Annotated in this window: 23 protein-coding genes and 1 tRNA gene; 12 read left to right on the forward strand and 12 right to left on the reverse strand. The window is 32.1% G+C overall.

The genetic code is table 11. From position 1 onward, the window contains the following. The first annotated feature begins 30 nt into the window (after positions 1 to 30). From frr to ABJM36_RS11855, 6 genes are all read left to right on the forward strand, one after another. Positions 31 to 588, forward strand: a complete 558-nt coding sequence (gene frr, locus ABJM36_RS11830; protein WP_348451651.1) for a ribosome recycling factor — start codon at positions 31 to 33, stop codon at positions 586 to 588. 79 nt (positions 589 to 667) lie between these two features. Further along, positions 668 to 1,939 (forward strand): DUF5686 family protein, encoded by a 1,272-nt coding sequence (locus ABJM36_RS11835; RefSeq protein WP_348451652.1) that lies wholly within the window; start codon positions 668 to 670, stop codon positions 1,937 to 1,939. A gap of 157 nt (positions 1,940 to 2,096) precedes the next feature. Then, on the forward strand, positions 2,097 to 4,487 hold the full coding sequence (locus ABJM36_RS11840) for an efflux RND transporter permease subunit (RefSeq protein WP_348451653.1): 2,391 nt from the start codon (positions 2,097 to 2,099) through the stop codon (positions 4,485 to 4,487). Between the two features lie 89 nt (positions 4,488 to 4,576). Further along, on the forward strand, positions 4,577 to 6,010 hold the full coding sequence (gene asnS / locus ABJM36_RS11845) for an asparagine--tRNA ligase (RefSeq protein WP_348451654.1): 1,434 nt from the start codon (positions 4,577 to 4,579) through the stop codon (positions 6,008 to 6,010). Between the two features lie 70 nt (positions 6,011 to 6,080). Further along, positions 6,081 to 7,541, forward strand: coding sequence for an RNA polymerase factor sigma-54 (gene rpoN, locus ABJM36_RS11850; RefSeq protein WP_348451655.1), 1,461 nt, complete (start codon positions 6,081 to 6,083; stop codon positions 7,539 to 7,541). Then, on the forward strand, positions 7,541 to 8,146 hold the full coding sequence (locus tag ABJM36_RS11855; protein WP_348451656.1) for a hypothetical protein: 606 nt from the start codon (positions 7,541 to 7,543) through the stop codon (positions 8,144 to 8,146). The genes rpoN and ABJM36_RS11855 overlap by 1 nt, the downstream gene beginning before the upstream one ends. A gap of 6 nt (positions 8,147 to 8,152) precedes the next feature. Here ABJM36_RS11855 and ABJM36_RS11860 read toward each other — a convergent pair whose 3' ends face one another. The 11 genes from ABJM36_RS11860 to ABJM36_RS11910 all read right to left on the reverse strand — a co-directional run bounded on the left by ABJM36_RS11860 (position 8,153) and on the right by ABJM36_RS11910 (position 15,196). After that, the gene (locus tag ABJM36_RS11860; RefSeq protein WP_348451657.1) at positions 8,153 to 8,596 is read right to left on the reverse strand and encodes a hypothetical protein; all 444 of its coding nucleotides are present in this window, start codon (positions 8,594 to 8,596) and stop codon (positions 8,153 to 8,155) included. Positions 8,597 to 8,600: 4 nt separating this feature from the next. Beyond that, complete coding sequence (locus ABJM36_RS11865) at positions 8,601 to 9,293, reverse strand: porin family protein (protein ID WP_348451658.1); 693 nt, start codon at positions 9,291 to 9,293, stop codon at positions 8,601 to 8,603. Positions 9,294 to 9,385: 92 nt separating this feature from the next. Continuing rightward, a complete protein-coding gene (locus ABJM36_RS11870; protein ID WP_348451659.1) occupies positions 9,386 to 9,862 on the reverse strand; it encodes a biopolymer transporter ExbD in 477 nt (158 codons plus the stop codon). 25 nt (positions 9,863 to 9,887) lie between these two features. Continuing rightward, positions 9,888 to 10,475, reverse strand: a complete 588-nt coding sequence (locus tag ABJM36_RS11875; protein ID WP_348451660.1) for a biopolymer transporter ExbD — start codon at positions 10,473 to 10,475, stop codon at positions 9,888 to 9,890. 3 nt (positions 10,476 to 10,478) lie between these two features. Next, positions 10,479 to 10,910, reverse strand: a complete 432-nt coding sequence (locus ABJM36_RS11880) for a hypothetical protein (protein ID WP_348451661.1) — start codon at positions 10,908 to 10,910, stop codon at positions 10,479 to 10,481. Between the two features lie 19 nt (positions 10,911 to 10,929). Further along, positions 10,930 to 11,697: a MotA/TolQ/ExbB proton channel family protein gene (locus ABJM36_RS11885; RefSeq protein ID WP_348451662.1), complete on the reverse strand. Its 768-nt coding sequence runs from the start codon at positions 11,695 to 11,697 to the stop codon at positions 10,930 to 10,932. A 74-nt stretch (positions 11,698 to 11,771) separates the two neighbouring features. Further along, a tRNA-Ser gene (locus ABJM36_RS11890) sits at positions 11,772 to 11,859 on the reverse strand. A gap of 71 nt (positions 11,860 to 11,930) precedes the next feature. After that, on the reverse strand, positions 11,931 to 12,962 hold the full coding sequence (locus ABJM36_RS11895) for a type I asparaginase (RefSeq protein ID WP_348451663.1): 1,032 nt from the start codon (positions 12,960 to 12,962) through the stop codon (positions 11,931 to 11,933). Positions 12,963 to 12,964: 2 nt separating this feature from the next. Beyond that, positions 12,965 to 13,732 carry a TatD family hydrolase gene (locus ABJM36_RS11900; RefSeq protein ID WP_348451664.1) on the reverse strand — a complete coding sequence of 256 codons (768 nt, stop codon included), beginning with the start codon at positions 13,730 to 13,732 and terminating at the stop codon, positions 12,965 to 12,967. Between the two features lie 130 nt (positions 13,733 to 13,862). Next, complete coding sequence (locus tag ABJM36_RS11905) at positions 13,863 to 14,609, reverse strand: hypothetical protein (RefSeq protein ID WP_348451665.1); 747 nt, start codon at positions 14,607 to 14,609, stop codon at positions 13,863 to 13,865. A 5-nt stretch (positions 14,610 to 14,614) separates the two neighbouring features. Next, a complete protein-coding gene (locus tag ABJM36_RS11910) occupies positions 14,615 to 15,196 on the reverse strand; it encodes a sigma-70 family RNA polymerase sigma factor (protein ID WP_348451666.1) in 582 nt (193 codons plus the stop codon). Between the two features lie 136 nt (positions 15,197 to 15,332). Between ABJM36_RS11910 and ABJM36_RS11915 the strand changes: the two genes are divergently transcribed. From ABJM36_RS11915 to ABJM36_RS11940, 6 genes are all read left to right on the forward strand, one after another. Next, a complete protein-coding gene (locus ABJM36_RS11915; protein WP_348451667.1) occupies positions 15,333 to 15,776 on the forward strand; it encodes a hypothetical protein in 444 nt (147 codons plus the stop codon). Positions 15,777 to 15,861: 85 nt separating this feature from the next. Beyond that, the gene (locus ABJM36_RS11920) at positions 15,862 to 16,836 is read left to right on the forward strand and encodes a hypothetical protein (RefSeq protein WP_348451668.1); all 975 of its coding nucleotides are present in this window, start codon (positions 15,862 to 15,864) and stop codon (positions 16,834 to 16,836) included. 336 nt (positions 16,837 to 17,172) lie between these two features. After that, positions 17,173 to 19,119, forward strand: coding sequence for a PKD domain-containing protein (locus ABJM36_RS11925; RefSeq protein ID WP_348451669.1), 1,947 nt, complete (start codon positions 17,173 to 17,175; stop codon positions 19,117 to 19,119). Positions 19,120 to 19,148: 29 nt separating this feature from the next. Then, complete coding sequence (locus tag ABJM36_RS11930; RefSeq protein WP_348451670.1) at positions 19,149 to 21,725, forward strand: CHAT domain-containing protein; 2,577 nt, start codon at positions 19,149 to 19,151, stop codon at positions 21,723 to 21,725. Further along, positions 21,694 to 22,137, forward strand: coding sequence for a retropepsin-like aspartic protease (locus ABJM36_RS11935; protein ID WP_348451671.1), 444 nt, complete (start codon positions 21,694 to 21,696; stop codon positions 22,135 to 22,137). Before ABJM36_RS11930 ends, ABJM36_RS11935 begins: the two co-directional genes overlap by 32 nt. Positions 22,138 to 22,170: 33 nt before the next feature. Then, a complete protein-coding gene (locus tag ABJM36_RS11940; RefSeq protein ID WP_348451672.1) occupies positions 22,171 to 22,803 on the forward strand; it encodes a response regulator transcription factor in 633 nt (210 codons plus the stop codon). Between the two features lie 504 nt (positions 22,804 to 23,307). Here ABJM36_RS11940 and odhB read toward each other — a convergent pair. Further along, positions 23,308 to 24,513, reverse strand: a complete 1,206-nt coding sequence (gene odhB, locus ABJM36_RS11945) for a 2-oxoglutarate dehydrogenase complex dihydrolipoyllysine-residue succinyltransferase (protein WP_348451673.1) — start codon at positions 24,511 to 24,513, stop codon at positions 23,308 to 23,310. Positions 24,514 to 24,531 lie beyond the last annotated feature (18 nt).

The raw sequence follows: 24,531 nt of genomic DNA on the forward strand, positions 1-24,531 counted from the left end.
TTTTATATAATTTGAAAAAAGTTTAAGACAATGAACGAAGAGATACAATTTATATTAGACAGTGCTAAAGAATCAATGGATAATGCCTTAGCGCATCTTAAAAAACAATTTTTAAACATTAGAGCAGGTAAAGCAAGTCCTGCCATGTTAGGAAGCGTAATGGTCGATTATTATGGCTCACAAACACCACTTAGTCAAGTTGCCAATGTAAACACACCCGATGGTAGAACTATTACTGTGCAACCTTGGGAAAAAAATATGCTTCAAGAAATTGAGCGAGGTATTGCGTATGCAAACCTAGGTTTTAACCCAATGAATAATGGTGAAACCATTATTATTAATGTACCACCTTTAACTGAAGAACGCCGTAAAGACCTAGCTAAACAGGCTAAATCTGAAGCTGAAGATGCCAAAGTAAGCATTAGAACAGCGAGAAAAGACGCTATGAACGAGGTTAAAAAGAATGAGGACGTATCGGAAGATTTAAAAAAGAATGCCGAAATAGACATACAACAAATAACAGATATTCACGTTAAAAAGGTCGATGAACTTTTCGATGTTAAAGAAAAGGAAATTATGACTGTTTAATAAAACATCATTTTAATATTAAAGGCGGCATTAAGTCGCTTTTCTTTTATAATTTATCTAGCTTTTAGCGTTATTTCGAATGTTTAAGTATTATTCTATTATCCTATTCTTGCTATGCACAACCTTGGTGCAGGCCCAATCATTTAATGAAAAAGATGTAGAACCTAAACAAGATTCACTAAAAAAAAGGAAGTTGGTTAAAAGCCTTGGTAACGGCTATTTACCTTCAAAATATTTTGATGCGGACTTAAGGTATTTAATAAAATACAATCAATACGAGGGTGTAAGAACAGGTATTGGCCTGGTTACTAACGAAGCTTTTTCAGATAAATACAGGTTAAACTCCTATGTCGTTTATGGTTTTAGAGACCACCGGTTTAAATATAGTCTTGGTGGAGGAATTAGGCTAGCCGAACAAACCAATACATGGTTAAACCTATCGTATACCGACGACTTACAAGAAACAGGAAGCACCAAATTTTTAACTGACAAACGGTTTTTTCAATTTTTTGAACCTCGTTTATTAAACATCAATTTATTTCATAAACATATTACAAAATCCATTGCTCTTGAACACGAATTAAGTCATAAATGGATTGCGGAAACAGAACTATCAACTAGTAAAATCGACCCTACCTACGCTTATGCTTTCAATGTTAAGGAGGATTCATATAAAAATTTCGATATTACTTCTGCCAAAATAGCCTTACAATGGAGTCCTTTTAATTCCATAACAACATCACAAAATAAAACAAAAGTGACTACCGAAGGGTATCCTAAATTCTCTTTTCAGTACACCAAAAGTTTTAATAATGTTCTTGGTGGTGATTTTAATTTTTCAAAATTAGATTTTAGAACCCTTTGCAATATAGGCAATAAAAAAAATGCCTTTTCAGAATTAACTCTAGTCTCTGGATTAGCCTTTGGCGAAATTCCGCTAACACACCTTTATCACGCTTATCCTAACAATATTACAAAAGAGAAAATACTACAACGGTTTTCTGTAGCCGGATTAAACAGTTTTGAAACTATGTTTTTTAACGAATTCTTTTCCGACAGATTTACCACCATTCAGCTTAAACACTACTTAAAACCTTTCAATATTTCTAAAAGTTATCAACCCCAAATGGTTTTAATAACGCGTTATGCCATTGGAGACATGAAATACCCAGAAAGACACCAAAATATAACCTTTGGTTCCTTAGAAAAAGGATATACTGAATCTGGTTTCGAACTTAATAAATTACTTTTTGGCTTTGGTTTAAGCTTTACTTATAGATATGGGGCTTACCATTTACCAAGTATTGACGATAATATTGCTTTAAAATTTACATTTAACATTACTTTATAAATCAACACAATAGGTGGCAATCAAAAGCATAGCAATAGCTGCCAAACTATTTAATATTGAATATAACCATAACAGCATCGAATAATAAGGTTTATTTTATTTGTTAACAGGTATTACCCTTGTTTTTTCTACCTTTGCGCATCTTTTTTATTAAGGCATGTTTAAACTTTTTTCAAAGAATTTTTGGGATGTTACGGCAAGGTTAATTTTACGTAACAAAATAGGTATTATATTAGGTATAATAATAACCACTGTATTATTGGCTCAGAAGTGGGACAATATGCGCTTAGCCTATAGCGAAGCCAATATGTTACCCGATAATCATGAGGTAAATATTACTTATAATAAATTCCTGGAAACCTTTGGTGAAGAAGGTAATCTAATTGTACTTGGTGTAAAAGACACTACTTTATTCACTGTAGAAAAATTAAATGCATGGAATAAACTTTCGGAAGATTTAAAGAAAAGTGAAGCTGTAGAAACTGTAGTTTCAATTAAAGATCTTCAAAAGCTTATAAAAGATACCGAGAATGAAAAATTCCAATTAGAACCTTTTATAAAAGATTCAATAACGACCTTAGGTCAAATTGAAAGTTTACAAATAGAACTTTTTGAAAAGTATCCGTTTTACGATAATTTTTTGTTTAACAAAGATTCTAAAACCATTAGAACAGCTATTTACATGGATAAAGCCATAGTAAATACTTCGGCAAGAAAAGATTTTATTGTTGATGTTTTAATTCCTAAAATTAAAAGTTTTGAGGACCAATATAATTTAAATGTTAGAATGTCTGGTATGCCCTATATCAGAACTCTAAATTCTCAAAATATTGTTGATGAAATTAGCACCTTTATTTTAGCTGCTTTAATAGTGACTTCGTTAATTTTCTTTTTCTTTTTTAGATCGTTTAGAGCCACTTTTATTTCCATGATTGTTGTTTGCATTGGTGTAATGTGGACACTTGGCATCATTGGTTTCCTAAATTATGAAGTATCGGTATTAACCGCCTTAATTCCGCCATTAATAATTGTAATTGGTATTCCAAATTGTATTTTCTTAATTAATAAATATCAGCATGAGGTTAAGCTGCATGGCAATAAAGTAAAATCGTTACAGCGTGTTATTACCAAAATCGGTAACGCTACATTAATGACCAATGTTACAACAGCTTCTGGTTTTGCAACCTTCATTCTAACCGAAAGCAAACTATTAAAAGAATTTGGTGTGGTCGCTTCCCTAAGCATATTAGCCATTTTTATTTTGTGTTTACTTATAATTCCAATTTTATATAGTTTCATGCCCTATCCAAAAGATCGCCACTTAGAGCATCTTAACAAACGTTGGATTGGGGGCTTTGTGGATTGGATGGAGCTTATGGTAAGAAAAAAACGAATTACTATTTATATTACTTCCGTTATTTTACTAGCGGTTAGTATTATTGGTATTTATCAAATTAAAACTTCTGGTAGTTTAATTGAAGATATGCCTCAAGAATCTGAATTTGTCAATGATATCAGGTTTTTTGAAAAAGAATTTAATGGTATAATGCCATTGGAAATCATGATAAACACCAAGCGTAAAAAGGGGGTTATGAAACTCTCCACATTAAAACGCATGGAGGAACTTGAAGATTTAATTTATGAAATTCCAGAACTTTCAAAACCAATTTCAGTAGTTGGTTTAGTAAAATACTCTAAGCAAGCGTATTATAATGGGAATACTAAATACTATCAACTGCCAACTTCGCAAGAAAATAGTTTTATTTTATCGTACGCTAAAAACTCAACATCAAATGTCGATTTACTAAAAAACTTTGTTGATAGCACAGGGCAATACGCGCGCATTACAACTTTTATGAAGGATGTTGGTACCGACAAAATGGAGCGTATTGAAGAAAACCTTCAAACCAAAATAGATAAAGTTTTTCCAAAAGAACGTTATGATGTTATCATGACCGGAAAAGCCTTATTATTCCAAAAAGGAACCAAATACTTGGTAAAGAACTTAGTGATTTCTTTAACCTTAGCCATTTTATTAATTGCCATATTTATGGCCTATATGTTTCGCTCTGGAAGAATGATTATTGTTTCATTAATTCCTAACTTATTACCACTACTAATAACAGCCGGTTTAATGGGCTATTTGGGAGTACCTATAAAACCTTCAACCATACTAGTATTTAGTATTGCTTTTGGTATTTCGGTGGATGACACCATTCACTTTTTGGCTAAATACAGACAAGAGCTTCAAGCTAATAACTGGAAAATTAAAGTATCTGTTTATGGCGCTTTACGCGAAACAGGAGTAAGTATGTTTTATACGTCCATTGTTTTGTTTTTCGGCTTCTCGGTATTTACCATATCTAGTTTTGGTGGTACGGTTGCCCTAGGCGCATTAGTATCGGCTACCTTACTATTTGCTATGTTATCTAATTTACTGCTATTACCTTCTTTATTACTGTCCTTAGAACGCAGTATAGCAAATAAGCAGGTGCTTAGAAAACCTACAATAAATATTATTCCTGAAGAGGACGAATCTGACGCATAAAATTTTAACAGTAATATTTTACAATTTAGCCAAATAGCTAACAGTAATAATATTTGAAAATTTTATATTTACATTATAAATTTTTCAATATGCAATTAAGAACTGTTTCAGAATTACTAACACAAGATATAATATTACCAGAACTAGAAATTAAAGGTTGGGTAAGAACCTTTAGAGCCAATCGTTTTATAGCTTTAAATGATGGTTCAACTATTAACAATATCCAATGTGTTGTCGATTTCGAAAATTTTGATGAAGCACTTTTAAAAAGAATAACAACTGGTGCAGCCATTCATGTTAAAGGTGAATTGGTTGAAAGCCAAGGTAAAGGACAAAATGTTGAAATAAAGGTTAGCGCATTAATTGTTTTAGGTGACTCCGATCCAGAAACTTACCCTATTCAACCCAAAAAACATTCCTTTGAGTTTCTACGCGAAAACGCACACTTACGTACTAGGACAAGTACCTTTAGTGCAGTAATGCGTTTACGTTCTGCCCTATCGTTTGCTATTCATAAATACTTTAATGACAACGGTTTTTACTACATGCACGCCCCAATTATTACAGGAAGTGATGCTGAAGGTGCTGGTGAAATGTTCAAGGTTACAAATCTAGACGCCAAAAACCCTCCTATAGATGACGAGGGTCAAATCGATTATTCAAAAGATTTCTTTGGTAAAGAAACCAACTTAACGGTTTCGGGACAATTAGAAGCCGAAACTTACGCCATGTCCTTGGGTAAAGTATATACTTTTGGGCCTACGTTTAGAGCCGAAAACTCCAATACTTCGCGCCATTTAGCAGAATTCTGGATGATTGAACCAGAAGTTGCATTTATGGATCTTGCAGGCAATATGGATTTAGCTGAAGACTTTATGAAATCTGTAATCACTTATGTTTTGGATAATAATCGTGAAGATTTAGAGTTTTTAGATAAACGTCTTCAAGATGAAGAGAAAACGAAACCACAAGCCCAACGCAGCGAGATGACTTTAATTGAAAAGTTAAACTTTGTAACCGATAATAATTTTAAACGCGTTAGTTATACCGAAGCCATAGATATACTAAGAAACTCGAAACCAAATAAGAAAAAGAAATTTAAATATCTTATTGATGAATGGGGAACAGATTTACAAAGCGAACATGAACGCTTTTTAGTTGAAAAACACTTTAAATGCCCTGTTATTTTATTTGATTATCCAGCAGATATTAAAGCCTTTTACATGCGTTTAAATGACGATGGAAAAACAGTTCGTGCCATGGATATCCTATTTCCTGGAATTGGAGAAATAGTTGGTGGTGCGCAACGTGAAGAACGCTTAAATGTTTTAAAAGAACGTATGGCAGCTATAAACATTCCGGAAGAAGAACTATGGTGGTATCTCGATTTACGTAAATTTGGTACCGCAGTGCATTCTGGATTTGGACTTGGTTTTGAACGTTTAGTTATGTTCGCAACAGGAATGAGTAATATTCGAGATGTTATTCCTTTCCCAAGAACCCCTCAAAATGCCGAATTTTAAAAAGTACCTTTGTAAAACTCAAACTTATAATCCCTTTTTATATATTTGAGTAACAACCTTAAATCAGAATATGCTTAAACAATATTTACAATTTAAATTATCTCAAAAACTGTCGCCGCAGCAAATTCAATTAATGAAATTGATACAGCTGCCTACGCAAGCTTTTGAGCAACGTTTAAAGCAAGAATTAGAAGAAAACCCTGCCTTAGAAGGGGGAAAAGAAGAAAGTAATGACGAATTGGATTCTGATTTTGATAATACAACAGACGATTACGAGGATAACGAATCTATAAACGCCGAGGATATTAATGTTGACGAATATTTGAGTGATGATGAAATTCCAGATTACAGAACTCAAGTTAATAATTACAGTAGTGATGATGAAGAAAAAACAATGCCCTATGCCGCAGGAACATCATTTACCCAACATTTAATTAGCCAATTAAACACCTATAGATTATCTGACGAAGAACGTGATATAGCCGAATTTTTAGTTGGAAGTGTTGGGGAAAGCGGATACATTAGGCGAGAATTAAGTGATATTGTAGATGATTTAGCATTTACGCAAAGTGTATATACCACGGAAGAACAAGTTGCTAAAGTATTAAAAATAGTACATCAATTAGACCCTGCCGGAGTTGGTGCTAGAAACTTGCAAGAATGTTTAAGTATTCAATTACACAGAAAAGATAAAACGCCAGATACGGAATTAGCAATTAATATTATAGATAATGCTTTCGATCAGTTTACTAAAAAGCATTACAAAAAATTACTTAATAAATTTAATATTACTGAAGATCAGCTAAAAGATGCCATTAGTGAAATTGAGCATTTAAACCCAAAACCAGGCGGATCTTATGCTGGAAATAACAGAATTGTAGAACACGTAGTTCCTGATTTTGCCATTAAAATAGTAGATGGTGAATTAGAGTTAACTCTCAACGGACGTAATGCCCCAGAGCTTCATGTTTCAAGAGAGTATAACAATATGCTTAAGGGTTATAAGGACACTAAAGATAAATCGAAGTCCCAAAAAGATGCCGTAATATTTATTAAACAAAAACTAGATGCCGCCAAGTGGTTTATTGAAGCCATAAAACAACGCCAGCAAACTTTATTTGTTACTATGAGCGCCATAATGCATTACCAAAAAGAATACTTTCTAACTGGTGATGAGCGCAATCTAAAACCTATGATTCTTAAAGACATTGCCGATGAAATCAACATGGATGTGTCAACCGTATCAAGGGTAGCCAATAGTAAATATGTGGACACTCCTTATGGTACTAAATTGATAAAAGAATTCTTTTCTGAATCTATGAAAAATGATCAAGGTGAAGATGTTTCTACTAGAGAAATAAAAAAAATCCTTGAAACTGTTGTTGAAGATGAAAACAAGAAAAAACCATTAACCGATGAGAATCTAGCAGGTATATTAAAAGAAAAAGGATATCCCATTGCTAGAAGAACGGTAGCAAAATACAGAGAACAATTAGATATACCTGTAGCTCGCTTACGGAAAAAAATATAATGGATAAATTATTAAGAAGTATTTCATATATATTTCACCCTTTAGTAATGCCTTTATTCGGCGTTGTTTTTTATTTTTCAAAATCACCTAGATATTTTCCAGAAGAAATAATTAAGGCTAAACTCGTATCGTTGTTTATACTTACAGTAATACTTCCTGTTCTACTCTACCTACTCCTTAAAATATTAGGTTTAGTTAGTTCCATTAATTTAAAAACAGCTAAAGAACGTATATATCCTTTAATGCTAAATGCTTTAGTCCTAATAATCATTGTACAGCGCATTATAACCCCATCTCACTCTATTGAATTGTACTTTTTCTTTGTTGGTATATTAATATCTAATATTTCATGTTTATTACTTGCTATAATGAAGTTTAAAGCAAGTATTCATATGATAGCTACTACTGGAGTATTTATGTTTTTTATAGCGCTTAGCATTCATTTTAGCATTAATATAAATGGCATGCTAATTTTTATGGCCATTCTTACAGGTGCAGTTGGGACATCTAGGCTTCACCTTAAAGCACATTCTTATATTGAATTAATAATTGGAGCTTTTCTAGGTCTTATGCCTCAATTAATTTTAGTGACCTATTGGCTATAAAAAATATTAAAGTTTATCCTTCCAAGGTATAATAAAAAAACCTGCTAGCTTTCCTTCACTGTCTAAAACAGATCGTATTTCAACTTCAGATCCCAATTCGAAATCACCTTTAAACCTATATATTTTATAAGCTTGAGTCTTCTTAATTTCTTCAATAGAATGCAACTCTAAGCCTTTATAATTACCAAATATGTTTTTAATTTTAGCATAACTAGATTTCTGTAACGTTTCATTTAACCCAGTCACCATTTTTAAACTTGCTTCAGTTTCCGATAACTTATAATAACCACCATCCCTTTGAGCTCTAAGAATTTTATCGGATAAATTTTTAACAAATTCAACGTGATTTTCCAATGGATAAACTAGTAATTCCTTTTTTGCATTATTTCTGTTTTGACAACTTGAAAATAATAAAGCGGTAAGAAAAATAATTAAACATAAACGTCTCATTTAGTTAAAGTATATAAAACATTAAACCAATTTTAATAGCATTAGTATCGATTACCGAACCATTAATTTTAGCTTCATTTGAAAAAATAGGATTTAAAGCATAGTATAAATAAAAATTCCATGTGTTATACCCTGCACTAAGGGTAAATCCATATTGAACTGTATTGAAGTCTTGGATATTAGTATACTTTAAGTCCTCTAAACCCCCTAAATACTTAGATGTATTACTAAACACATAACCTAGCTTAAACCCTGTATAAATACGCCAAAAGTTATACTCGGTTGGTGTAGATGTACGCCACCTAAATTCAATTGGGATTTCTATTAAATGCGTAGAGAATTTATTTTTTGAATAGGTAGCACTATCATCAAGAATACTGTATTCAAAATCATTTTGTTCATCCCTAGAAATTAATAAGTTTTGATTAAACGAATTCGCAGAATACCCTAAGCCTACCCCAATTGCGACATTCCTTCTAGTGTTAATTGGCATATCTTTAATAAAGCCTAAATGAAAACCTAATGAAAATCCACTTTGGCTTAATCCTTCAGGTATATTAGCTAATAGGTTATAAGTAACCCCAGCATAAAACTGATCTTCCTTATAAAGAGAATCCACCTCCTTTTCAGGAACCTCCTGTGCAAAAACAAAAGGTATAGTGAATATAAAAAACAAAATAGCAACAAAATACCTCATTAAAGTTTATTATTTTATTAGTAAAAGTAATAAAAATAAAAAGGCGTTTTGAAATTTCAAAACGCCTTTTTTATAAAATTAAGAATGTAAGTTTAATTGTTACCTAATGGACTACCCTTTTTAGTAGTATAGTTTATTTTAAGTGCATTAACTTTACGTAACTCTTGTTTAATATCGCCAATTAGTCCCATATTAGCATCACTATCAACTTTTAAGGCTGTAGTTAAAAAAGGAACCAACTCTTCACGTTTTGAAGCACGCTCTGCAGCAATAAATGATGCTATTTCATTAACATCGGCAAATTTATCATTTAATTGAATCTTTGCCTCAGTACCGTATTGCTTGTAATTATCACTTGGTTTACCTGCATAAATATACATTACCAAATCTTTCTTATCTAGCTTTTCAACTTGATCGGCAAACGGTAAATTATTATCAATCATTAAAGTGTTTTGCCTCATAACTGTGGCCACCATAAAAAAGAATAATAACATAAATACAATATCAGGAAGTGATGCTGTATTAACCGCAGGCATTTCGCCACTCTTTTTCTTTTTAAATTTAGACATATATATAAATGTTAAATTTTATTTATTATTGTACTTCTGAAAGCTTTTGAGGATAGTCAGCTTTAATCTTATCTATCTTATCTTTTAGCTTCTCTTTATTCCCAGGCCAATTCACGTCTTTATAGTCCGCTTCCATTTGCGTAAAAGACATATTGTATAAAGCCTCGGCTCTTGCATCTCTTAACTCATTATACGCTGCTACTAATTCGTTTTGTACAGCAATATATGTTTTATAAGTCGTTTCACGTTCATTCTTAAGTGAAATTATGGCTTTATCAGGATTATCAGATGATGAAGGGTCTTTTGCCCCTTTACAATAAGAACAAGACTTGTCGCCTCCATTATCTAAAAATTCTTTTGCTGCTTTTCTTAAATCCTTAACTTCCATGATTTCATCTTCAACAAGCAATTGATCTTTACCGTTTAATAATACAGTAAAAATATTTTTTTGCTTAATGATAACATCTTCTTCAGACTCTTCCATTGGAGGAAGTTTACGGTTAATTCCCGAATCTGTTTCGATGGTAGTTGTAACCAAGAAAAATATAAGTAATAAGAAAGCAATGTCGGCCATTGAGCCTGCATTTACTTCTGGTGCTGCTCTTTTTGCCATAACTTATTTATTTAAGATTTTTTTTACTCCACCTAGTAACATAGATCCGATAGCTACAACAGCTAATGTATAAAATGCATACAATCCAGCACCTACAGTTTTAGAGGTTCCTTCATCTACATCTAAACCTTTATCTGTAAAAGGTTTTAAATCTAGATCTGTACCAGAAGATATTGCGTAAGAAACAAATATTACTGCGGCAAATGCACCTACAGTTAATAATGTCTTTTTAATATCTCCAGCAAATAAACCTTTAATTACAAATATTACTACTAATGCCAGTACTATTCCTAGTACAGCATAAGCAACGTAGAGTAAGTTTCCACTCATGCTTAAAGCAGATTCCTCATCTCCTGCAATAATTGAAAGAACAATAATTGCTCCAATTATAGCTAAAGCGAAAGCCACTATTTTTAAAATTTTATGTAAACCCATTTTTTGTTTTTTTAGATTATTACTTTTTGTGTCTGATTAATAGATCCATTAACGTAATAGAAGCATCTTCCATATCGTTAACAATACTATCAATTTTAGCAATAATATAATTGTAAAAAATTTGAAGTATAATAGCTACTACTAAACCAAATACAGTTGTTAAAAGTGCTACTTTAATACCACCTGCAACAAGTGATGGTTGCATATCTCCTGCAGCTTCAATTTTATCGAATGCTTGAATCATACCAATTACTGTTCCCATGAAACCAAGCATTGGTGCAAGTGCGATAAATAAAGAAATCCAAGATACATTTTTCTCTAATTGTCCCATTTGAACGCCTCCGTAAGCAACAACCGCTTTTTCAGCAGCTTCAATACCTTCGTCAGTTCTATCCAATCCTTGGTAGTATATAGAAGCAATAGGTCCTTTTGTATTTCTACAAACTTCCTTTGCAGCTTCAATACCTCCAGATGCTAAAGCATCCTCAACAGATTGAGATAATTTTTTTGTATTAGTTGTAGATAAATTTAAAAAGATAATTCTTTCAATAGCAATAGCTAATCCTAGAATTAAACATAAAAGTACAATACCCATAAATCCGGCACCTCCTTCAATAAAACGCTTCTTTAAATTTTGATGAAACGAAAGCTCTGCAGCTGGCGCGTCATCTTGTGTCATTGTTGCAACAGTTGTTACAGCTGTACTAGTGTTTGCAATTGTAGTTGCATTAGCAGTTCCGAATGCCACCATTAAAGTTATGGCTAGGATAGAAAATAATCTTTTCATGTTTACGATCTTAATTTTATTAGTTAAAGTGTTAAAGATATAAAAAAAAAGCAATTAAAAATAAAAAATATGAGCAGAGAGGAAGGGATTCGAACCCTCGATACCCTTTTGGGGTATACACACTTTCCAGGCGTGCGCCTTCGACCACTCGGCCACCTCTCTATAATCAATTTTTAATTACGGGGCTCAAATAACAAAAAAAACTTTAAAGGATAAAATATTTACAGTTATTTTTAAGTCATTTCACCACGTAATGCTGTTTCATATTTGGTTTTGAATGTGTTAGATGAAATATTTTTACTTAACAAAAACATCAATTTTGCTATTGCCGCTTCTGTTGTCATGTCTTTTCCTGATATCACGCCAATTTTTTTCAGTGCGCTACTGGTTTCATAATGCCCCATAAGCACACTTCCTCCTGAACATTGTGTAACATTTACAATATATACACCTTTTAATATGGCTTCGCTTAACAAATTAATAAACCATGGTTCTGTAGTACAATTTCCAGCACCAAAGGTTTCAATAATGACAGCTTTTAAGCTAGAAACGTTAAAAATATGTTCTAAAACTACTTTTGATATCCCAGGATATAGCCTTACAACCGCAATATTTTCATCTAATGTCTTATTAACCTTTAATGGTTTTGATGTATTTGGTTGGAATAAATACTCGGTATTTATTTTTAAATGCACCCCAGATTCTGCCAAATCCGGATAGTTTGAAGACACAAAAGCCTGAAAATGTTCTGCATTTAATTTAGTGGTTCTATTACCTCGATATAGTTTATATTCAAAATACAAGCACACCTCTTTAACCACAGGTTTGCCTTCGCTTTGTAATGAAGCCACTTGTATAGAGGTAATTAAATTTTCCTTCGCATCGGTTCTTAAATCCCCTATAGGCAACTGAGACCCCGTAAACACCACAGGTTTTGCTAAATTTTCGAGCATAAAACTAAGTGCTGATGCTGAATAACTCATAGTATCACTTCCATGAAGGATAACAAAGCCATCAAAGTCTTTATAATTGGTTTCTATAATTTCAGCAATTTGAACCCAATATTTTGGATGCATATCGCTTGAATCTATTGGTGTTTTAAAGGACACCGTATCTATATTGCAATCTAACAGTTGTAATTCGGGAATTCTATCTAATAGATTTTTAAAATTAAAAGCTTTTAAAGATCCTGTTTTAAAATCCTTAACCATACCTATGGTACCTCCTGTATATATAAGTAGTATTTTTACCTTAGATTTTATCATCCTTAAATTTTAAAAACATCCTTAGAATTTTGCGTTGTAATTTTAGCTAATTCATCTAAAGATACATTATATATATCCGACAGCTTTTCTAAAACCCGTACTATATAGGCACTTTCGTTTCGCTTTCCTCTATAAGGAACCGGAGATAGATAAGGCGAGTCGGTTTCTAACACAATATGCTCTAATGGAATTTGATTTAAAAATTGGTCTATTTTCCCGTTTTTAAATGTAGCTACGCCACCTATACCCAACTTCATATTATAAGATAAGGCTTGGTGAGCTTGTTCCAATGTTCCTGTAAAACAATGAAAAATTCCAAACAAATCATCTCCCTTTTCACTTTCTAAAACTTCAAAGATTTCATTAAATGCTTCTCTGCAATGGATAACTATTGGCAATTTATATTTTTTAGCAAGTTGTATTTGATATTTAAATGCTTTCTGTTGAATACCTAAAGTCGACTTGTCCCAATATAAATCTATCCCTATCTCTCCAACAGCATAAAATTTTCTTGAAGCCAGCATGTCTTCAACATGTTTTAATTCTTCTTCATAATCATCCTTAACATGTGTTGGGTGTAACCCCATCATTAAATATACATGGTTTGGGTAATCTTTTTCTAGTTGCAACATAGCCTTAGTATATGTTGAATCTATAGAGGGAATAAAAAATCGAGAAACGCCATGATCAATAGCGCGTTTAATCATATCATTCCTATCTTCATCAAAAGCTTCACTGTATAAATGTGTGTGTGTATCTGTAATAATCATTTGGTAAAAATAATGAAGTATTTAATTTATGACATGGATTTTATGGATTTTCACTATTGAAAAAGACCTGTTAGAATTTAGTATCCTAACAGGTCTTTTTTAATCCAAAACCAACTCAGCTAACAAAAAGCTAATCCAACTTATCCAATAGTTTTTGGGCTTTCTCAAAATCATCCGCACCTTCAGGGATGGTTTTTAAAATCACTGTACAAGCAGTTTTATTTTCTTGTTTCAATTTACTTAAAGCCAAATACCATGAAGCTTTATTTTTAAACGCCGAATTTCCATTGATTAAATCTTCTAATAAATCATCTGAAATTTTAAAATTATTTAATTCTATATTACTTATGGCCCTATAAAGTTTTAACTCTGAATTATATGGATTTAATTCTAATAACTGTTTAAAAGCATCATCTGCCGAATTAAAATTTTTGCTATTGAATGCATTTTCGGCAGTTTTTAAAAGCTCACTATTTGATCCTCTAACCGTTAAACTAATGGCATCGTAATTATTAAAATCGCTATACGTTGGGCTTGAAAATTGATTGAAAGTAAAAATCCCAAACAGGATAACTACACAAGCCGCAATGGCATATTTAAAAACATTATAAGTTTTTGTTTTACCATGAAAATCTTGAATTGCTTCAGTTTTATTGAAGTGTTCGTCTGAAATATTTTTTAAATTGCTTTTAAACGCATTCAATTCATCTGCATTACCAAATTTACTACCTAAAAAGGAAGACCATTCTTTATAAGACTGAAATGCTTCAGCAAAAGTTTTATCGGTTTTTAATTTTTGTTCAAAACCAGCCCGTTCCTCATTCGATAAATGTTCTGATATATAATCCTCAAACAGTATGTAATCTTGCTCTTCCATGATAATTAATTATTAAGTTGGTTAAATTTGGGCGACTCTCTAACAAACTCGGTAAGCTTACCAATACACAACGATTTCTTTTTTCGTGCATACGCATAAGTTACATTTAAACTTGCTGCTACTTCTTCCATCGATTTAATTTTAAAAGTAGCTTTAAGTAGATCTTTACAAGCGGTTCCTAGTTTTTCAAACATTTCTGTAAATAAAGCTTGTTTTTCACCAAATACCGAAGTTTCAAAAGCCAGTTCTTGAGCGTCGTCATCTTTAGATAAGACCTCCTCATTAATTGTTACCTCTTTATTAGAATATTTTTTCAATTCATTCAACCATTTTCGTTTACATAATAAAAAGAAGTAAGCATCAAACGGACAGGTAAGCTGCAACTTTTTTTCGCTTGCCTGATTATAAATGGTAATTAAGGTATCCTGTATAACATCTTGTGCTTTATCACTGCTACCGCTATTCTGTTTTATATAATTAACAACCTTTGGCACAAACTTATCATATATAGCCTGTATAATAAATGAGTTGTTTTTTAGCAATCCATCTATATATTTTTGGTCTTCGTGTATTTTTTTTTCACTCATTAACCCTTGTATTTGCTACTAATGTAAAAAAACTTTCAAATAAAAGGGTAACAAATTTAAAATGGTTTTGATATAAGGGTGTAACAGTCAAAATAGCAAAATAAAAAATTTAATTAAACCATAAAATTTAGAAATCATGAGAAAATCAATTTTAATTATCGCAACCGTAGCATTATCAATATTAAACGTAAATGCTACAAATGAAAAAACGACAAGTAACACTTCAATTGAAGTTGTAGAAATCACAAAAAGCCACATTGCCCAAGTTTTTGATTGGAAAGTAAAAACCAACAAAGGTACTTATGCCGGAACCGCTTTAAGTTTAGAAAGTGCAAAACGCATGATTGCTTTATCTAGTGCTGGTGAAATTGTAAAGGACAAAATAATTACAAGTTTTTTAATGTTAAAAAGTGAAGCTAACCAAAATGCAAAGAGAAATTATTTCTGGGAAGTTAAAACAGAATCCGGAAGAGCAAAAGGCTATTCTTCATCTGAAGCTTATGCACACAAAATGATTGAATTAGTAGCTTCTGGTGATGCTATTGTATCAAAAATAATCATCAGTCAACCTCAACAATAAAAAAAATAAAATAATTACCAAAACAGGGTAACAAAATAGTTGCCCTGTTTATATAAACTTGAATAACAATTTTAAACCCAATATTATGAAAAATTTTAAGCACATTTTAGGAACAATTTTAATGACAATTATACTATTTACAAGCTGTACAAAAAATGACGATGGCGATATAATAGTTCGTGCAACAGCCGAAGATTTTAATAATCTAAAAGAAACAGCTTTAGAAAACCTAACACAAAACTTTCAATTTAATGCAGATGACGGTAGTATTACATTAACCTCGGATAAAGGTGTACAAATTTACATTAACGGCGGATGTTTAACTCTAAACGGAAATGCCGTAACTGGACAAGTAGATTTAGAATTTGTCGAACTTTTTGAAAAAGGAAACATGCTTACAACCAACAAACCAACTATGGGAACCTTACCAAATGGCGATAAAGCTTTATTAATTTCTGGTGGTGAGTTTTTCGTTGAAGCTACTCAAAATGGAGCTATATTGGAAACTACATGTGGATTTCAAATGTTAATTCCAGCAGATTTAACTGGTGGTGTTGACAACGATATGATACTTTGGAATGGGATTATTGATGACGATGGGAATCTAGCTTGGGAAGAAGACAAACGTGATGGTGGCCAAGGTGAAGGTGGTGTTTTTGGTGAAGGCAATCAATATTACGGTTTTTTTAACTCATTTGGCTGGTCTAATGTAGATAGATTCTACAACGACCCACGTCCTAAAACAACTATACTAGTTGGTGTTCCAGAAGGCTATGACAACGCAAATAGTGCCGTTTATATTTCTTATGATGGTGAAGATTCTGGATTAGCAAAACTAGATACTTATGATGAAGTTTCAGGGTTATTTAGCGAGCATTACGGACAAATTCCAATAGGATTAGAGTGTCATATCATTTTTGCAACGGAAGATGGAGACAACTGGAAATACGCTATAAAAACGGTTACCATCGCAGAAAATGATGTTATCACATTTACTGATGGCGAAACAGCAATAGCTACCGAAGCACAACTTACAACCATTATTAATGCTTTACCATAAACGTCTATCACATTATTAACCTACTTACAATAGATTGCCCAATTATTTAACCTATTTATTTTAAGCCAGAAACCTTAAGTTTCTGGCTTTTTTTGGTACACCTTCACAAGACAATTAACTTGTTCATTTTTAAACTTTTTAAATACTATAGGTAACAAAAACTATATTTAGTTGATATAATAGTATGAAGAAGCATACGCTCATAAAATTACTAGTGATATTCATCATATTAATACTATGGGCTAATCTGATTATGATTATCACTCATTTTTGCTCGTAGTAAAAAATGACTAAAAAGCATTCTCTTTTTGTATATTTATCGATAATTAATCTATTATGAAAAAATACACCTTCATACTTTTTATCTTCAGTTTTATGGTATCTGGTCAAGAACTCATTAACGATACCATAACTAGGACCGCTACTATAAAAGCAAACATTGTTGGAAACACTGTTGTATTAACTCCAGAAACGCCCGGACTAAATCAGGTTGCAGGAGCACCCAAAGCTTTTTACACCCATTATTGGGAACTTGGAGATGGCCACTATAGCAAAGAAGAAAACCCAAAACATATTTATAAAAAGAAAGGCGAATACGAAGTAAAACTATGGGCAACTAACAATTACGATTCAGGAAAACCACCCACAACTCGTCCTAAAAAAATTGCAGTAAACGCCGTTACTGATCCTTATGAAGACGTAGCGACAATGCAAGAAGATTTTACATTACAAAGAAATAGAGAACCCGTGCCTAATGAGGAAATTGTAACCATTTTAAGCTATAAAAACAGTAAAAATTACGAGACAAACGGAAAAATCTATCTGTTTTATAATGAATTAAAATATAAGGCTGACAATTTTGAATTAACAGACACAAGGCCCCATCACAATGAAAATACTATTTCAACAGATGCTTTTGCTTTCACTAGAAAAATAGATGACGAAGACACCTATTTAGCATCAACAAGCAATGCGCCTATATATTATAGAACCTTTCCTCAGGACTCCACAATAAAAACAAATTTACCTTTAACCATTTCAGAATCTAAAGCCATGTATAAAAACTGGAGTGTTTTAGAATTCGACAATATGCAACCCAAAGAGGAGCGCAACATCTTTTTTAGTTTAAAAACAACACCCGAAATGGTTAAAGATACTAGCGCTATAATTTCGGTTCGTGGTATTTATGTGCCAGATGGAAATTATGACAACCACGAAGTGAAGGACATGGAAATGGAAATTGTGACCTCGCATGACCCTAATAAAATGTCTTCAAACGGCACGTTTATGAACTACAGATTGGTCCGTTTTAAAACCTTGAAATATAAAATTAAGTTTCAGAATAATGGTGAAGGTCCAGCAAACACCATAAGGCTGGAAACCGATATTCCGGAAATGTTAGACAAATCCACCTTAAAGGTTGTAGATATGTATCCCAAATGTGACATTTGCCCTAAACGAGAAGTTACCTATAGTTGTTTAGACACTACTTTTACAGGTACCCAAGCTATTTTTACATTCAAAAATATTTACCTTCCAGGAAGCGAACAAAAAAATGTTAAAGCATACGATTCCACCAAAGGCTTTGTAAAATACAGTATCAAATTCGCTAAAGATTTTCATAAGAAAAAAACCAAAAGCAGGACTGCCATTATTTTTGATAAAAACGATCCTATAATTACAAACTATTCTACCACGCGTTTTTTACCCGGAATTTCTATTGGTGCAAAAGTGGGTTATAATTCGTTTTCTGATCTAAAAAACTCTGAAAGCTACTTTTTTGGCGCAACGCTTTCACCTTACAAATCCTATCGCTGGTATTGGCAAGTGGAGTTAATGAACAATTTTCATAATTACGATGCTAAAACAGTAATACAAGATGAATTTGTACAAGACGCGCAAGGTTTCCGATTCAGACAACGCACCACCACAAACGCATCTTATGAAAATATTGATTGGGATGTGCCCGTGTTAATACGCTATAATTTGAATAATTATATTGGTCTTGGAACTGGCTTGAACAACACGATTTCGATTAGCGAAAAACAAGACCAGGCTATTTTAATAGAGCGATTTGAGGGTGACCAACCAGATGCGCCCGTTTTTGAGACTATTAATGAAACAAATAACGAAACCAATTCGTTCACCAATTTTAGAACTGGCTTATTATTTGAAGCCACAGCCGGTTTTGCTAGAATAGGTCCTAGCCTTGGCGCACGTTATATTTTGAACTTTGAAAACGATTTTAATTATTGGCAATTTTATGCTATTTGGAAGTTTTGAGTCTAAAACTCAGTTAGTATTTTACTGTTATGAATAAAATATGCTTTCTACTTTTTTTATTTTACGGATTTGGGATCGCCCAAAATCTTGAAGAAACTATTTATGTAGCTGCCGAAACCTTTTTAGCTAACCAGAATGATGAATCGCTTCAAATTTTAAACCGAAAAGAATCAGTATTTAAAACTCAAGTAAAAACTAAAGACGAACAACTTGCGTTAGTTTTTTTACAATCTCATAAAGCCTACTATTTAGATAAAAACTCACACTTAAAAGAAGCTATTACAACTTATGAAATTGCTTTAAAACGCTTTAATAAACATGAACTTTCTAAAATTTCAGAATTTGATATTATTGAAAATTGCTTAAAACCCTTAGGCAATTTATATACCAAAACGGACGATTTTACTAATGCCTTAATTACCATTAATCAGTATATTTTTTTAGCAAAAAAAAATAAAAATACGTCGCATCAAATTAGTGGGGGTATCAATCTTGCCAAACTTTATTTATCGGTTGGAAAACATGAAACAGCATTAAAAATAATTGAAGACACCTATAAAATCCCCAACATATCCAATACTCAAAAAACGTATTTACAAAACATTAAAAGCGAATGCTTAATAGTCTTAAACAAACTTGAAAAAGGTACATACTCAAGCAATTTAAGCAACTCTTCACCCCTTAATATAGAAAAAAACAACTATTTAATTCAATTACAAAACGGCAATTACCAAGAAGCGTTTAAATCTTTCAAAACATATAAAAACAATCAACTTAAAAGTCAAATTACTGAAAGAATGTTATCGCAGCTCCATATTGAAGAAGCGCAACTTTATTTTTTGTTAAATAATAAGGTTGAAGCCCTAAAAAGTTTGCAGGTGGCCATAAAAATACTTTTACCAAATTATAATAATGAAGGGTTACCCCCAAAAAATCAATTATATGCCGAAAACAAATTCATTGATATTTTTGATTTATATGCAGAAATTATAACTCGTCCAGAAACAGCATTACAAAGTTATAATTTAAGCTTTTATGTTTCTAGTTTATTAAGAAATGCTTGGACTTCACAAGAAACTAAGATTTTAAACGAAACCAATAACCGTATTAGAAGTGAGAAATGTATTGATATTCTTTATTACTTATACACCCAAACTAAAAATAAAACCTTGTTATTTGAAGCCTTTCAATACGCAGAAAACAACAAATCCTCTGTTTTAAAAGACATTTTTCTTAAAAAAATACAATTGCAACGCTATCCGATTGATTCTTTATTAATAAAAGAATTTAGCTTAATAAAAGAGCAAGAATATATTACTGGACAATTGGTAAAAGAAAACTTAAGCGCCTCCAAAATAAATGAATTAAGTATTAAATTAAGTTCAATCAGCCATGATCTAAAATCATTAAAACCTATCATTTTAAAAAAATATCCTGAGGAACTCGGCTCTTTTTCTCTAAAAACATTACAAGATAAATTATTAAAAGATAATACGGTTTTAACCGAGTATTTTTATGGACGCTATAGTATTTTTCAATTTATCATTTCAAATAATGATATTACACTAAACCGAATTCCAAACACCAAAACGATTCAAAATGAAATTAAAAGTTTTATCCATCTTTTTGATGATGCTTCTATAATAAACAATAATATTACAAACTATACGGAGCAGGCTTTTAAAATCTATAAGTTATTAAAATTTGATGCACTTTCAACTTTTAAAAACGTATTAATTATTCCAGATGGTTTATTAAATTTCTTACCATTTGAGGCCTTGTTAAAAGAAGAAACCCATACCTCTTCATTTTCTAAAATGCCATTTGTAGTAAACGCTCAAAGCATTGCCTACAACACAAATGTTCTGTTCTATTTATATGCTAATAAAAAACATAAAAACAATAACGTTTTAGGGTTTTTCCCAGTTTTTGAAAACACTAATCAAGAACTCACCTATTCTATTAACGAAGCAGAAACCATTGATGATAATATGACTTCGGATATTTTAATGGGAACCGAAGCAACCAAAACCAACTTCAATAAGAAGGCTGCTGGTTATGGTATTTTACATCTATCTACACATGCTAGTAGTGGCAATTTATCAAAACCTGCTAACATCTCATTTATTGACGAAACCCTTTATTTAAATGAGTTGTACAACTTAAACCTAAATTCCAACCTTGTGGTTTTAAGCGCTTGCGAAACAGGTGTTGGTACACTTTTTAAAGGTGAAGGCGCCATGAGTATAGCGCGCGGTTTTCAATATGCTGGTGCTCAAAATTTATTATTTTCATTATGGCAGATAAATGATTTATCGACATCGCAAATCATGGAATCCTTCTATAAAAACTATAAATTGAACGCCTCAGGGTTTACCGCCAATCATCATTCTAAAATTAAATATCTTCAAAATAAATCTATCAGTAATATAAAAAAATCACCTTATTTCTGGAGTGCTTTCGTATACTATGGAAGTCCTAAGGTTTCAAAATCACAAAACTTTACATTTTATATAATTATTGGGATACTAATCGTTTTTATTGTACTATTTTTATTTTTTAAACTAAAAAACAATGGCAGAAAAACTGCAAGGATTTCTACTTAACAAAGGGTATACCAAAGTAAAATTACACTTAACTAAAACCAATCATTTTGAAATTAAGGCATCCATAAATGGTAAAAAGGGATTATTTATACTAGATACCGGAGCCTCTAGTTCTTGCGTGGGTTTTGAAGGCATTGAAACATTTAAACTTAAGGCTGAAGACTCTTTAATTAAAGCAGCAGGAGCTGGCGCCACAGATATGGACACCAAAACATCAAAAAAAAACAAACTTAAAATTGGAAAATGGTATAATAATAAGGTGGTTTTAGTTTTATTCAACCTTACGCATGTAAATAGGGCTCTAACAAACCATAATTCGAAACCCGTTGATGGTATTATTGGTGCCGATATTTTAAAAAAAGGTAAAGCGGTGATAGATTATGAAAAGAAATATTTATATTTAAAGTTATAAATTAATAGCAATCCAATTCTCTCTCGAAACCAGATGAATACTTCCATTGTTATAGCTGATGACCATCCGTTAATGCTTCGTGGCTTAACAGACTTCTTAACATCTAAGGGTTACAATATTATTGGTAGTGCCGAAGACGGGAAAACGGCCTACAACCTTATTATTAAACTAAAACCAACTATTGCTATTCTAGATATTAGAATGCCTTTTAAAACAGGGTTAGAAATTGCTGAAGATTGCAAAAAAAATGCACTAGACACCAAAGTAATTCTAATAACTTTTGACAAAGAAGAAGAAGTATACGACAAAGCTATAGAATTTGGGGTTTATGGTTATATTTTAAAAGAGTTTGCTATTGAAGAAATTGAAACTTGTATTAGTCAGGTTGTTACCGGCAAGCCGTATTTTAGCGAAGAAATAGCATCCTATTTAAATGCTAGCACCTTAGAAAACAAACCGGAAACTTTAGATTTACTTACCAAGTCAGAATTAAGAATAGTAAAATTAATTTCGGAAAATAAAACTAGCCAAGATATTGCAGATGAATTATCTATTTCAATAAGAACGGTTGATAAGCATCGAAGCAATATTGTACATAAACTAAATTTAGATAACAGACCAACATCACTATCCATTTGGGCAACCTTAAATAAAAAGTTTTTATAATATACGTAGTAGTGCGTATTTTTTATAAGCCTAAAATCCTTTATCTTTACAGAGCTATTAATTAGTTCTTAGGGAGAATTAATAAAAAGCTCTAGATTGTAATGATCTAGAGCTTTTTTATTTAATAGTCTATTTTAATTACCTATATCCATAAAATACGTACAAGTGCGTATTTTATTTCATCTCCATTCCTTTTACTTTTACAGTGCTATTAATTAATTCTTTTGAGAGAGAATTTTTTAGACACTCTGCACTGTAATGGTGCAGAGTTTTTAGATAAATTTAAAACACAAAAACATGTTCGATTCCCAAATGGAAAAAGAAAACAACACCTTAAATAAATGTATTATTATAGGATTAAGCATTTTAGCCATTATTGTAATAGCTATAAATCTTATTATTTGTTTTAGTTAGTGTAATCAAGTTTGTCCCAAATTCAGAACCTAAAAAAAAAGGTGTTACAATAATTATTGTAACACCTTTTTTTATTTGACTTTATTAATACTATAACTCTAATGCTTTCTTAACATCATTATTCATTAACACTTCTATAGGATTTTCTAGCGCCTCTTTTACAGCTACTAAAAAGCCTACACTTTCTTTACCATCAATAATTCTATGATCATAAGATAAAGCAACATACATAATTGGACGAATTACTACCTGACCATCAATTGCAACAGGACGCTCAACAATGTTGTGCATTCCTAAAATTCCACTTTGTGGTGGGTTAATAATTGGTGTAGATAACATACTTCCAAATACACCTCCATTGGTTATTGTAAAAGTACCACCTGTCATTTCATCAACAGTAATTTGACCATCTCTAGCTCTAAGCGCTAAACGTTTCACTTCAGACTCAACACCTCTAAAGCTTAAGTTTTCGGCATTACGAATTACAGGTACCATTAATCCTTTTGGTCCTGAAACCGCAATACTAATATCGCAAAAATCGTATGATAACATTTCTTTACCATCCATCATAGAATTTACAGCTGGATACATTTCTAATGCTCTAACTACAGCTAGAGTAAAGAAACTCATAAACCCTAATCCAACACCATGTTTAGATTTAAAGGTTTCTTTATATTCTGAACGTAAAGCAAAAATTGGCGACATATCAACTTCGTTAAACGTTGTTAACATAGCCGTTGTATTTTTTACTTCTACTAAACGCTCTGCTACTTTACGACGCAACATAGACATTTTACTTCTTGAAGTACCGCGGCTTCCTCCAGTTGGTGTCCCCATTGAAGGTACCGCATTTACAGCGTCCTCCTTAGTAACACGTCCTGCCTTACCTGTTCCAGTTACCGTTGCAGCATCTATACCTTTTTCAGCTAAAACTTTTTTAGCTGCTGGACTTGCAGTACCTGTAGCATAAGTTTTAGTTTCGGTTGCTTTTGGCGCCTCAGCTTTTGGCGCTTCAACTTTAGATTCAGCTTTAGGAGCCTCACCTCCTGCTGGTTTTTCTGCACTTGTATCAATTAAACAAACTACAGCTCCAACCTCTACAGCATCACCTTCTTCTGCTTTAAGGGTAATAGTTCCGCTAGCTTCAGCAGGTAATTCAAGCGTTGCTTTATCACTATCTACCTCAGCAATAGCTTGATCTTTTTCAACATAATCACCATCTTCTACTAACCAAGTTGCTATTTCTACTTCTGTAATAGATTCGCCTGGAGAAGGCACTTTCATTTCTAAAATCATTTTTTATAATTTTAATTG

Source organism: Algibacter sp. (assembly GCF_039977455.1).
Classification (GTDB): domain Bacteria; phylum Bacteroidota; class Bacteroidia; order Flavobacteriales; family Flavobacteriaceae; genus Algibacter_B.

Bases quoted from the DNA above. Each gene is read 5' to 3' on its own strand.
- ABJM36_RS11895 (WP_348451663.1), bottom strand. From the start codon at position 12,962: ATGATAAAATCTAAGGTAAAAATACTACTTATATATACAGGAGGTACC.
- ABJM36_RS11910 (WP_348451666.1), bottom strand. From the start codon at position 15,196: ATGAGTGAAAAAAAAATACACGAAGACCAAAAATATATAGATGGATTG.
- ABJM36_RS11930 (WP_348451670.1), top strand. From the start codon at position 19,149: ATGAATAAAATATGCTTTCTACTTTTTTTATTTTACGGATTTGGGATC.
- ABJM36_RS11875 (WP_348451660.1), bottom strand. From the start codon at position 10,475: ATGGCAAAAAGAGCAGCACCAGAAGTAAATGCAGGCTCAATGGCCGAC.
- ABJM36_RS11835 (WP_348451652.1), top strand. From the start codon at position 668: ATGTTTAAGTATTATTCTATTATCCTATTCTTGCTATGCACAACCTTG.
- ABJM36_RS11920 (WP_348451668.1), top strand. From the start codon at position 15,862: ATGAAAAATTTTAAGCACATTTTAGGAACAATTTTAATGACAATTATA.
- ABJM36_RS11880 (WP_348451661.1), bottom strand. From the start codon at position 10,910: ATGGGTTTACATAAAATTTTAAAAATAGTGGCTTTCGCTTTAGCTATA.
- frr (WP_348451651.1), top strand. From the start codon at position 31: ATGAACGAAGAGATACAATTTATATTAGACAGTGCTAAAGAATCAATG.
- ABJM36_RS11870 (WP_348451659.1), bottom strand. From the start codon at position 9,862: ATGTCTAAATTTAAAAAGAAAAAGAGTGGCGAAATGCCTGCGGTTAAT.
- odhB (WP_348451673.1), bottom strand. From the start codon at position 24,513: ATGATTTTAGAAATGAAAGTGCCTTCTCCAGGCGAATCTATTACAGAA.
- ABJM36_RS11840 (WP_348451653.1), top strand. From the start codon at position 2,097: ATGTTTAAACTTTTTTCAAAGAATTTTTGGGATGTTACGGCAAGGTTA.
- ABJM36_RS11935 (WP_348451671.1), top strand. From the start codon at position 21,694: ATGGCAGAAAAACTGCAAGGATTTCTACTTAACAAAGGGTATACCAAA.
- ABJM36_RS11905 (WP_348451665.1), bottom strand. From the start codon at position 14,609: ATGGAAGAGCAAGATTACATACTGTTTGAGGATTATATATCAGAACAT.
- ABJM36_RS11865 (WP_348451658.1), bottom strand. From the start codon at position 9,293: ATGAGGTATTTTGTTGCTATTTTGTTTTTTATATTCACTATACCTTTT.
- ABJM36_RS11915 (WP_348451667.1), top strand. From the start codon at position 15,333: ATGAGAAAATCAATTTTAATTATCGCAACCGTAGCATTATCAATATTA.
- ABJM36_RS11900 (WP_348451664.1), bottom strand. From the start codon at position 13,732: ATGATTATTACAGATACACACACACATTTATACAGTGAAGCTTTTGAT.
- ABJM36_RS11860 (WP_348451657.1), bottom strand. From the start codon at position 8,596: ATGAGACGTTTATGTTTAATTATTTTTCTTACCGCTTTATTATTTTCA.
- ABJM36_RS11885 (WP_348451662.1), bottom strand. From the start codon at position 11,697: ATGAAAAGATTATTTTCTATCCTAGCCATAACTTTAATGGTGGCATTC.
- ABJM36_RS11855 (WP_348451656.1), top strand. From the start codon at position 7,541: ATGGATAAATTATTAAGAAGTATTTCATATATATTTCACCCTTTAGTA.
- rpoN (WP_348451655.1), top strand. From the start codon at position 6,081: ATGCTTAAACAATATTTACAATTTAAATTATCTCAAAAACTGTCGCCG.
- asnS (WP_348451654.1), top strand. From the start codon at position 4,577: ATGCAATTAAGAACTGTTTCAGAATTACTAACACAAGATATAATATTA.
- ABJM36_RS11940 (WP_348451672.1), top strand. From the start codon at position 22,171: ATGAATACTTCCATTGTTATAGCTGATGACCATCCGTTAATGCTTCGT.
- ABJM36_RS11925 (WP_348451669.1), top strand. From the start codon at position 17,173: ATGAAAAAATACACCTTCATACTTTTTATCTTCAGTTTTATGGTATCT.